Genomic DNA, 10,306 nt, shown 5'->3' on the forward strand with positions numbered 1-10,306 from the left:
GCAAGTTTTGCAACTCGTGACAAGTTTGGCTGGCACTGTCAATAGGCAGTTTCTGCCAAATCTGTCCGCGGGTTGCGTCTGGAGCACGGGCTAAAGCGACCACGGACCAAGGGAGGTGCGCGGGCAGGAGCACTACGTCTATTGCAAACCGGGGAAGGGCGAACGCAACACGTAAGCAGAGGGTCGAAGAAGGTATGAAAAACGGAAAACGGCGCATGAGACAGCTGCTGGCCGTCCTGGCCATTTGTGGCGTGGGCGGTTGGTCCGCCTTGCCGGCCAGCCGGGTAATGGCCAGCCAGCCAGGAAGCGACAAACAGCGGGCCGATATCGTCACTATTGACGGGATGCAGGCCTACGGTTCCCTGTCGCAGCCCAAAGTGGTCTTTCTCCACGATAAGCACACCACAGCCTTGGGCAAACAAAAAGATTTTTACAAGAAAGAGTGCGGCACCTGTCACACGTCCGACAAGGACGGCGTGATGCAGCTGGGCTACATGCGCGAGGGTGCGCCTGTGTCCGGCGAGAAGCTGCGCGACGTCTACCATAATGGCTGCATCAGCTGCCACAAGGACATGGCGGCCGCCGGACAGAAGACCGGCCCCTCCGACGTCCAGTGCAAAGGCTGCCATAACGCCACGCCTGACGTCGCTTCCAACTGGCAGCCCCTGACCGTGGACAAGCGGCTGCACTACCGGCACGCCGCCACCCAGGAAAAAGCCGAGAACAAGTGCGGCGCCTGCCACCACATTTACAGCGAAAAGGCCGGCAAGACCGTTGCCGCCCCCAAGCCGGAAGAGGTCCCCGGGTCCTGTTCCTACTGTCACGGCGACACCACCACCGTGGATGCCAAGCGCCAGCCCAAGGAGATCCGCTCCCTGCGCCTGGCCGCCCACGGCGAGTGCGTGACCTGCCACAAGGCCACGGCCGCTGCCGGCAAGGACGTCCCCACCGGCCCCATCACCTGCGTCGGCTGCCATGGTCCCCTGGATCAGAAGGCCATCGCCGAGACGTCGCTCAAAAAGGTTCCCCAGGGAGCCGACCTGCGCATCAAGCGCGGCCAGCCCGATTTCACCATGGTGCGCCCGGCTGTGGCCGAAACGCCCATGATCGTGGACGGCAAGCCGGTCAAGCCCTATGCCGGAATGCCGGCCGTGCCTTTTGACCACAAGTATCACGAAGCGAAAAACGAGACCTGCGTTTCCTGCCACCATGCGTCCCTGACGTCCTGCGCGGCCAAGTGCCACACGCCGGCCGGCAACGCCGACGGCGGCTTCGTCACCCTGGAAGCGGCCATGCACAAGGTCGGCGCCACCCAGAGCTGCGCCGGCTGCCACGCCGTCATCCAGAAAAAGCCCGAGTGCGCCGGCTGCCACGACGCCAAAGCCAAGGGCGTTGGCGACGTTGCCCAGTGCGGGTCCTGCCATGTCAAGCCCGAAGGCGACCTCAAGGAAGCCGCTGCCGTCATGATGGCCAAGCCGTCCACCAAGGACACCGCCGCCGCCGAAGCCGACATGGCCAAAAAGCTCCTGGCCGGCAAACGCGACGTCACGGCCACCTTCCCGGTCGACGACATCCCCCAGACCGTGACCATCGGGTCGCTGTCCAAGGACTATGAGCCGTCGGTCCTGCCCCACCGCAAGATCGTGCTGGCCATGCTCGAAGGCATGAAGGACAGCAAGCTGGCCGGGGCCTTCCACGCCTCCGACGCGGCCGTCTGCCAGGGCTGCCATCACAACAGCCCGGCTTCGACGACGCCGCCGCGTTGCAGCAACTGCCACCAGGCCGTCGAAACCACCACTGCCTCGGCTCGTCCGGCGCTCAAGGCCGCCTACCACACCCAGTGCATGGGCTGCCATACGTCGATGGGAATTGCCGGCAAGGTTGTGGACAAGGCTGCGGATGCCAAGCCTGTGCCTGCGGCGACGGACTGCACCGGTTGCCACAAGGACAAGAAGAAATAGGACCCAAACCAGCAGAGGTCTCGCTACGATGAAACGAAGACACTTTCTGGGCTTGCTGGGCGCGGCCGGGGTGACCATGGGCTCGGGCCTTTCGGCCCAAGCCGCCTCCAGTGCCGATGTCAAGGGCCTGCCCAATGCCAACGGCGTGCTCTTTGATGCCACGCGCTGCATCGGCTGCCGCAAATGCGAAGCGGCCTGCAACCAGGTCAACGAGCTGCCCAAACCGGCCAAGGCCTTTGATGATCTGACGGTGCTCGATACGATTCGCCGCACCGATGCCAAAACCTATACCATCGTCAACAAGTACGTGCCCGAGGCCGGCAAGCCGCCGGTCTTCCGCAAGAGCCAGTGCAACCATTGCATGGAGCCGGCTTGCGCTTCGGCCTGCTTTGTGGCGGCTTTCAAGAAGACGGAAACCGGCGCGGTCGTGTACGACGAGTCGGTCTGCGTCGGCTGCCGCTACTGCATGGTGGCCTGCCCGTTTAACATTCCGACCTACGAATACGACAAGGCCTTCACCCCCCGGGTGATGAAATGCACCATGTGCTACCCGCGTCTGCTCGAAGGCAAGCTGCCGGGTTGCGTCGAGGCCTGCCCCAAGGAAGCCTTGCTCTACGGCAAGCGCCGGGAACTGATCAACATCGCCTGGGACCGCATCGGCGCAACCCCCGGACGCTATGTCGAGCATGTCTACGGCGAACGCGAAATGGGCGGCACGAGCTGGCTCTATGTCGCGCCCAAGCCGTCCTTTGCCGCCATCGGCATGGATGAGAATCTGGGCACGGCCTCGGCTCCGGAACTGACCTCCGGCGCGCTGGCCGCCGTGCCGGCCGTGGCCGGCATCTGGCCGGTGCTCCTGACCGGCCTGTACGCCATCACCAAGCGCAAGGACAAGATCGCCGAGGCCGAGAAGCAGGCTGCCGTGGCCGCCGCCATCGCCACGGCCAGCGCCGATGCCGCCGCCAAACTCTCCGAAGAGCTGGCCAAGGCCGAGGTCGCCAACAAGCGGCGCATCGAGGTCGAGGTCACAAAGGCCCTTGAAGCCGCCGCCAAGGCCGCTGAAGAAGGGGAGGACGCCTAATGTCGACGGAACACACCAAAAGCGGTACGCTGTTTACGCCGTGGAACATCCTGGCCGGCATCATCCTGGCCGCCGGCGTCGTGGCCACCATCATGCGCTTCACCATGGGCATCGGCTCGGTCACCAACCTCTCCGACAACAACCCCTGGGGCATCTGGATCGGCTTTGACCTCCTGTGCGGCGTGGCCCTGGCCGCCGGTGGCTACACCACCTCGGCCGCCTGCTACATCTTCGGGTTCAAGCGCTTTCACGGCGCGGTGCGCCCGGCCATCCTGACCGCCTTTTTGGGCTATGCCCTGGTCGTTTTTGCCCTGAACTACGACGTGGGCCGGCCCTGGCGTCTGCCCTATCCGATCTTCTACCAGCAGGGCACCACGTCGATCCTGTTTGAAGTCGGCCTGTGCGTGTTCATCTACCTGACGGTGCTCTTCCTCGAATACCTGCCGGCCGCTCTCGAGTGGAAGCGGGGCTTCGACAAGTACCGCGGCATCCTTATAAAGCTCACCATGGGGCTGACCATTCTCGGCGTCATCCTCTCGACCCTGCACCAGAGCTCGCTTGGCGCCCTGTACCTGATCGTCCCGTCCAAGCTGCATCCGCTCTGGTACACCCCGTACCTGCCGGTGATGTTTTTTATGTCGAGCATGTTTGCCGGCATGTCCATGGTCATCACCGAGGGCACGATCTCCCACAAGTACTTCCATCATAAGATGGACGGCGAGTACAACGAGGGCTACCTCGACCTGCAGTTCGCCTTTGCCAAGGCTTCGGCCTGGGTCATGGCCGGCTATCTGGCCATGAAGGTGCTCGGTCTGGCCATGGACAACCGCTGGCACTACCTGTTCACCGGCTACGGCGCCTGGTGGCTCTTCGAGGTTGTCGGCTTCGTGGTCCTGCCCTGTTACTGCTATGCCGTCGGCTACCGCGACCGCAACATCGGACTGGTGCGCGTGGCCGCTCCCTGGACGGTCATCGGCATCATGCTCAACCGTTTCGACGTGAGCCTCATTGCCTTTAACTGGCAGTTGCCGAGTGCGGATCGCTACTTCCCGAGCGTCGGTGAGATCACCATCTCGCTGTTCGTGATCACCCTGGGTATCATCGCCTTCCGTTTCATCGTCACCCGGATGCCGATCTTCTACGTCCACCCGGCATACAAAGACTCGTCCCACTAGGATAGGGGAACTACGCCATGTTTAATACGCTGCAAGACCTGATGCTCCACAACAAGAGCATCACCTACGTGCTCATGGGCGTGCTGCTGATCTGCTTTGTCGGATTCTGGCACTTCCTCACGGACAAGGAAGAGCGTAAACGCCGCTACTAGGCTGATCGGACCGCGATCACCAAGGAGAACACCATGTATGCATTCCTGACGGGTCCGATGCTGTGGCTGTCGTTTGCCATATGCATCCTCGGCTGCGCCTGGCGCGCCTACAAATACGTCAAGGGCCTTAATTGGCAGCTTGACCGGGTGGCCTACGGCCACTACCCCGATCTGGCCTTCAAGGGCGCAATGAAGTCCATCTTCCATTGGCTCATTCCGTTCGCCTCCTGCAGCTGGCGGGCCAAGCCGGTCTTTGCCACGGCCTTCTTCCTGCTGCACATCGGCCTTATCATCGTGCCGCTGTTCCTGTTTGGCCATGTCATGATCGTGGCCGAGCGCTTCGGCCTGTCCTGGCCGACCATGCCCGGCGGGTTGGCCGATGTCCTGACCATCCTGGCCGTTTTGGCCGGCGTGTTTATTCTGCTGCGCCGCTTTGGCCTCAGCGAAGTGCGCATCATCACCACCCGCCAAGACCTTATGATCATGGCCATCAGCCTAGCCCCCCTGGTCACCGGCTTCGTGGCCGCCCACCAGTCCGGTGACGGCAACGGCTGGCTTCTGGCCCATATCATCACCGGCGAAATCTGGCTGATTGCCGTGCCCTTTACCAAGCTGTCCCACGCGGTGCTGTTTTTCTGCTCCCGGGCTCAGATCGGGATCGATTTCGGCGTCAAACGCGGCGGCCAGCGCGGCAGCGGCATCGTCTGGTAAAACGGCCGGCGGGACATCGCCAAGGAGTGAAACGTCATGCCTGAAGGGATTTATTGTAATAAGCGGCCGATCAACACGGAGGAGGAGCTCAAGGCTCTGCTCTCCGATACGCGCGGCACGAAATACTACGAGGAAATGCTGTCGCTGGAGGTTGACCGCGAGAAATTGTGGGCAACCATCCAGAAAACCTGCAAATCGCGCACCCAGACCTGGCTCGACGTCTGCGCCCGGTGCGGACTGTGCGCCGACTCCTGCTTCCTGTATCTGGTCAACGACTGCAAGCCCGAACAGGTGCCGTCGTACAAGATCCAGTCCACCCTGGGCGAAATCGTTCGTCGCAAGGGCGACGTGGACAACGCCTTCATGCGCCATGCCATGGAAGTGGCCTGGTCCCAGTGCACCTGCTGCAACCGCTGCGCCATGTATTGCCCCCACGGCATCGATATGGGCGTCATGATGGGCTACACCCGCGGCCTGCTCTATTCCCAGGGATTCGTGCCCTGGGAACTCAAGATCGGCGCCGGCATGCACCGTGTCTACCGCGCCCAGATGGACGTCACCACCGAGGATTGGGTGGAGACGTGCGAATGGATGGCCGAAGAGCAGCAGGACGATTGGCCGGGCCTTGAAATCCCGGTGGACAAGGAAGACGCGGACATCATGTACACATGTAATGCCCGCGAACCCAAGCACTACCCCGAGGATCTGGCCGAAGCGGCCATCCTGTTCCATATTGCCGGCGAGAATTGGACCGTGCCGAGCGAAGGCTGGGAACAGACCAGCCTGTCCATGTTCGCCGGAGACTGGGAAGCCTGCAAGCTGCAGGTGGAAAACGTCTATGCCGCCATCGACCGCTTAAAGCCCAAACGGGTCATCGGCACCGAATGCGGCCACGCCCACCGGGCGACCGTCATCGAAGGCCCGTACTGGGCCGGACGTCCCGACGGCCAGCCGCCCGCGCCGTATATCCACTACGTCCAGTGGGTGGCCGAGGCCCTGCGCGAAGGCAAGCTCAAGATCGACCCGGCCAAGCGGATCAAGCAGACCGTCACCTACCAGGACTCCTGCAACTACATCCGCAACTGGGGTCTGGCCGAGACCGCCCGCGAGATCCTTTCCTACCTCGTGGAACCGGGCTATCTCGTTGAAATGACGCCCAACAAAGAGCATAACTACTGCTGCGGTGGCGGCGGCGGTTTCAACGGCATCGGCAAGTTTAGGCCCCAGCGCAACAAGGCGCTTCTGACCAAGCGCGACCAGATCGTGGCCACCGGGGCCAAGCTGGTCATTGCGCCCTGCCACAACTGCTGGGATGCCATCCGCGACCTCGAGGAAGAGTACCACATCCACATCGACTGGTCCTTCCTTAAGCCCTTGCTGCTCAAGATGGTCATTATACCGGACCACCTGAAGCCTCAGGACGAAGAGGGCGACGAGGAATAGGACGAGGTGCGCTAGTGTACGCAACCTCCACCTCTAACATGAAATAGGGGTTTGGAATGTTTGAAAAGATACTCTTTGCGACCACGGGTTCGCCGGAGTGCGACAGCGCCGCCCGCGTGGCCTTCGACATGGCCCGCCAATACGGCTCCAAGATGACGCTGTTCCACGTGCTCGGCATCCCGGGCAAGGGCGACAGCAATGTTGTGATCGATATCCGCAGCGGTGAAGAAGTGGACGTCGATGCCGAGTACATCGAGGGCGTGGCCGAAGAGCTGCGCACCACCTACGCCAAGCAGCTCGCCGGCCTGCCCGGCGTCGAGATCGAAGTGGGCGTCGGCGTGCCGTCGCGCGAAGTGCTGCGCGTCGCCCGGGCCAAGGACGTCGACATGATCGTCCTTTGCGGCCCGTCCGAAGGCCAGGAAGCCGGCTTTTACAAGCGCGGCGTGGTCGGCGACAACCTGCGCAAGGTGGCCAAGGCCGCCCGCTGCCCGGTCCTGACCGTCAGCCGCCCGTCGGCCTCGTTTTGGGGCGGGTTCTCCAATATCGTGTTCGCCACGGATTTCTCCAAGGCGTCCGAATCGGCCTTCCAGTTTGCCAAGACCGTGGCCCAGGCCGTGGACGGTGAACTCCATATGTTCAATTGCGTGGATTTGAGCCGCTTCCAGTCGGCCATTGCCCTCACCCAGGATGGCATCGAAGCCAAACTGGCCGAGGCAAGGCGTCGGCTGCACCACGAATATGCCTCGCAACTCGGGGATTTCAAACGGTTTACTTCCGAGGTATGGGAAGGCACGCCCTACGTCGAAATCGTCAAGTTCGCCCGTGAACGCCAGGCCGACCTGATCGTCCTGGCCCACCACGCCCGCGATGTCGATCCCGACGAGCGCCCCTTCGGCAGCACACTCGAGCAAGTCATCGTGCGGGCCTCCTGCCCGGTGGTGAGCGTCAACCGTCCCGACAAGCTGCCCCAGGCGGCCGAGGCGTAAGCCCCCACAACCTCCCGGGGACGCAAAAGGAGAAAGGGAAACATGCCCAAGACCATCCTTATCGTGGACGACGATCCCAATATCCGGGAATACCTGGAGACCCTGCTCACCGACAACGGCTACGAGACCATCGTGGCCGAGAACGGGGAAAAGGCCCTGGAAGTGCTGGCCGCCCATACGCCCGACCTGATCACGCTCGACATCGAGATGCCGGACAAAACCGGCCCGTGGTTCAACCGGGCGCTGCAGCGGGGCAAGACCTACGCCAACATCCCGATCATCGTCATCACCGGCCATACGGGGCTCAAATACGTCATCCCCAACGCCGTGGGTTCGCTGAGCAAACCCTTTGAACAAAAGGAACTGCTCGATCTTGTGCGCGAAACCATAGGTTCGTAATCCCGTGCCCCCGGGACGCGGCTGCCGGCCGCGTCCCGGGGCTACGGATCATGAGCCTCAAAACGCGGCTTGGCCCGCCCTGACCGCACACGCGGTCCAGGCGACGCCGGATCGTCCCGGGCTGTATCGGGGACGTCGGACGCCTGCCGGCAAACGGTCCCCGGACCCTGCCGGCGAAGCGGCCAAGGCGACACAGGACCCACGGCCATGAGCGAACGCCTATTGCTCGTCGATGACGAGGAAGATATCCGCCGCTTCCTCGGGATGTTTCTCGCCGACCTGGGCTATGAGGTCCACGCCGCCGAGAACGGCGCCCAGGCCCTGGAAATGTTCGACGCCGTCGATCCGGCCATTGTCCTCACCGACATCAAGATGCCGGGCATGGACGGCTTGGAACTTTTAAAACGCATCAAAGCCCATGCCCCGGAAACCGAGGTCGTCATGATCTCCGGCCACGGGGACATGGATCTGGCCATCGGCTGCCTGCAGTACGAAGCCGCCGATTTCGTCACCAAGCCCATCAATCACGACATCCTCGACGCGGCCTTGAAACGCATCGAGGAAAAGCTCGCCCTGCGCCGCCAGCTCAAGCAGTACACCCAGAACCTGGAAAAACTGGTCCAGGAAAAGTCCCACCGCGTGGTCGAGCTGGAACGCCAGGTCGCTGCCGGGCAGATGGTCGAAACCATGTGCCAGGCCATCTCCGGTCTGTCGGCCGATTTCGGCGACAAGGCCGGCTATTTCAACGAAATGCCCTGCTTCGTGGCCGTGCACAACCGCTCGCTCGAAGTCGTGGCCACCAACCAGCTCTACAAGGACCGCCTGGGCGAAATGGTCGGGCACCACAGTTGGGAAGTCTACGTGGGGCAGGCCCTTCGCGGCTTTGATGGCCCGGTCTGGAAGACCTTCGAGACCGGCAAGGGCCAGCGCTCGCGCGAGACCATGCTCTGCAAAAACGGCCGCGAACTGCCGGTCATGGTCCACACCTCGCCCATCAGCACCATCGACGGCAAGCCCGAACTGGTCCTGGAAATGGCCGTCGACGTCAGCGAAATCAAACGCCTCCAGGAAGAACTGCGGGTCACCCAGCAGAAGTACATGGATCTTTTCGAGGCCACGCCGTGCGACATTGCCGTGCGCGACCGCGACTACCGCATCGTGGCCAACAACACGCTTTTCAAGGAAGATTTCGGCGAAGGCGTGGGCAAGCTGTGCTACGAAATTTTCCGCCACCGCGACGGGCCCTGCCCGGATTGCCCGGTTGACGCCACCTTTGCCGACGGCGAGCCCCATACCCTGGAAGCCGTGGTCACCTGCCTGGACGGGCGCACCAAAAACGTCCTGACCTTTTCCGCCCCCATCCGCAACGGTAACGGCGACATCACCGAAGTCATGGCGCTTTCTTCAGACATTACCCGTATCCGCGAACTGCAAGACCACCTGACCTCCCTGGGCCTCATGCTCGGGTCCATCTCCCATGGCGTCAAAGGCATGCTGACCGCCCTGGAAGGCGGCGTCTACCGCCTGGAGTCCGGCATCAAGCGCAATGATGCGGCCCGTATCGCCGACGCCGGCGATACCATCAAGTCCCTGGTCGGCCGGGTGCGAAACCTCGTCCTCAATGTCCTGTACTACGCCAAATCCCGCGATATGGCCGGCGAACCCGTGGACATCTCCCACCTCGCCACCAACGTGGCCCAGATCGTCGAACCCAAGGCCGCCCGGGAACACATCGCCTTTGCCTGCGACATTCCCCCCGATCTGGGGCTGGTTTCCCTCGATACCGCCAACCTCTCGGCCGCCCTGGTCAATATCCTGGAAAACGCCATCGACGCCTGCGTGGCCGACACGGCCAAGGAGTCCCACGCCATCAGCTTCAAGGCCGCCGCCACCAGCGAGGCCATCCTTTTTGACATCACCGACAACGGCATGGGCATGGACCAGGAAACCCGGGAAAAAGCCTTCACCCTGTTCTTCTCGTCCAAAGGCCTCAAAGGCACCGGCCTGGGCCTTTTCATCGCCCACGACGTCGTGAAAAAACACGGCGGCCGAATCGACCTGACCTCCGAGCCCGGGGTTGGGACGCAATTCCATATCGTTATTCCAAAAGGATAGCCGGAAAGAAAAGGCGAAGAAGCCTCCGGCGGCCGGGGGGATCATCCCCCCCGGACCCCCTGAAAGGGGGCGCGGGAGCGCATGGCGGCTATGCCGCGTTGAGGCGGTGATTGGCTTCACCCTGTCTGGTAGCTCTTTTTCCAACGAAATGCGGCCAAAGGCCGCTGGCGACTTCGGGTCTGGATTTCGGGTAGCGGGTCCGGCGCGGCTTCCGCGTCGGACCCGCTACCCGAAATCCAGACCCGATTCTCTTCGCTCCCGCCACCGGCAACGCCCACAACCC

General features: G+C 62.6%; 9 protein-coding genes. All 9 read left to right on the forward strand.

Annotation, left to right across the window (positions count from 1 at the left end; all coding sequences use genetic code 11):
• Nucleotides 1–194: 194 nt before the first annotated feature.
• Nucleotides 195–1,961, forward strand: a complete 1,767-nt coding sequence (gene hmcA / locus DVDV_RS13345) for a sulfate respiration complex hexadecaheme cytochrome HmcA (protein ID WP_075355145.1) — start codon at nucleotides 195–197, stop codon at nucleotides 1,959–1,961.
• A 28-nt stretch (nucleotides 1,962–1,989) separates the two neighbouring features.
• On the forward strand, nucleotides 1,990–3,042 hold the full coding sequence (gene hmcB, locus DVDV_RS13350) for a sulfate respiration complex iron-sulfur protein HmcB (protein WP_075355146.1): 1,053 nt from the start codon (nucleotides 1,990–1,992) through the stop codon (nucleotides 3,040–3,042).
• Complete coding sequence (gene hmcC / locus DVDV_RS13355; protein WP_075355147.1) at nucleotides 3,042–4,217, forward strand: sulfate respiration complex protein HmcC; 1,176 nt, start codon at nucleotides 3,042–3,044, stop codon at nucleotides 4,215–4,217. Before hmcB ends, hmcC begins: the two co-directional genes overlap by 1 nt.
• 17 nt (nucleotides 4,218–4,234) lie before the next feature.
• On the forward strand, nucleotides 4,235–4,369 hold the full coding sequence (gene hmcD, locus DVDV_RS23795) for a sulfate respiration complex protein HmcD (RefSeq protein WP_269430863.1): 135 nt from the start codon (nucleotides 4,235–4,237) through the stop codon (nucleotides 4,367–4,369).
• A 33-nt stretch (nucleotides 4,370–4,402) separates the two neighbouring features.
• Complete coding sequence (gene hmcE / locus DVDV_RS13360) at nucleotides 4,403–5,080, forward strand: sulfate respiration complex protein HmcE (protein ID WP_075355148.1); 678 nt, start codon at nucleotides 4,403–4,405, stop codon at nucleotides 5,078–5,080.
• A gap of 36 nt (nucleotides 5,081–5,116) precedes the next feature.
• Nucleotides 5,117–6,523, forward strand: a complete 1,407-nt coding sequence (hmcF, locus tag DVDV_RS13365; protein ID WP_075355149.1) for a sulfate respiration complex iron-sulfur protein HmcF — start codon at nucleotides 5,117–5,119, stop codon at nucleotides 6,521–6,523.
• 56 nt (nucleotides 6,524–6,579) lie between these two features.
• Entirely contained in the window at nucleotides 6,580–7,509 is a 930-nt protein-coding gene (locus tag DVDV_RS13370) for a universal stress protein (protein WP_075355150.1), read from the forward strand.
• Nucleotides 7,510–7,551: 42 nt separating this feature from the next.
• Complete coding sequence (locus tag DVDV_RS13375) at nucleotides 7,552–7,908, forward strand: response regulator (protein WP_075355151.1); 357 nt, start codon at nucleotides 7,552–7,554, stop codon at nucleotides 7,906–7,908.
• Nucleotides 7,909–8,115: 207 nt separating this feature from the next.
• The gene (locus DVDV_RS13380; protein ID WP_075355152.1) at nucleotides 8,116–10,023 is read left to right on the forward strand and encodes a response regulator; all 1,908 of its coding nucleotides are present in this window, start codon (nucleotides 8,116–8,118) and stop codon (nucleotides 10,021–10,023) included.
• The last annotated feature ends 283 nt before the right edge of the window (nucleotides 10,024–10,306 follow it).

Source organism: Desulfovibrio sp. DV (genome assembly GCF_001936595.1).
In the GTDB taxonomy this organism is placed as follows: domain Bacteria; phylum Desulfobacterota; class Desulfovibrionia; order Desulfovibrionales; family Desulfovibrionaceae; genus Solidesulfovibrio.

Excerpts from the sequence above, each read along its gene's own strand:
- hmcA (WP_075355145.1), top strand. The coding sequence starts at position 195 with ATGAAAAACGGAAAACGGCGCATGAGACAGCTGCTGGCCGTCCTGGCC.
- hmcB (WP_075355146.1), top strand. The coding sequence starts at position 1,990 with ATGAAACGAAGACACTTTCTGGGCTTGCTGGGCGCGGCCGGGGTGACC.
- hmcC (WP_075355147.1), top strand. The coding sequence starts at position 3,042 with ATGTCGACGGAACACACCAAAAGCGGTACGCTGTTTACGCCGTGGAAC.
- hmcD (WP_269430863.1), top strand. The coding sequence starts at position 4,235 with ATGTTTAATACGCTGCAAGACCTGATGCTCCACAACAAGAGCATCACC.
- hmcE (WP_075355148.1), top strand. The coding sequence starts at position 4,403 with ATGTATGCATTCCTGACGGGTCCGATGCTGTGGCTGTCGTTTGCCATA.
- hmcF (WP_075355149.1), top strand. The coding sequence starts at position 5,117 with ATGCCTGAAGGGATTTATTGTAATAAGCGGCCGATCAACACGGAGGAG.
- DVDV_RS13370 (WP_075355150.1), top strand. The coding sequence starts at position 6,580 with ATGTTTGAAAAGATACTCTTTGCGACCACGGGTTCGCCGGAGTGCGAC.
- DVDV_RS13375 (WP_075355151.1), top strand. The coding sequence starts at position 7,552 with ATGCCCAAGACCATCCTTATCGTGGACGACGATCCCAATATCCGGGAA.
- DVDV_RS13380 (WP_075355152.1), top strand. The coding sequence starts at position 8,116 with ATGAGCGAACGCCTATTGCTCGTCGATGACGAGGAAGATATCCGCCGC.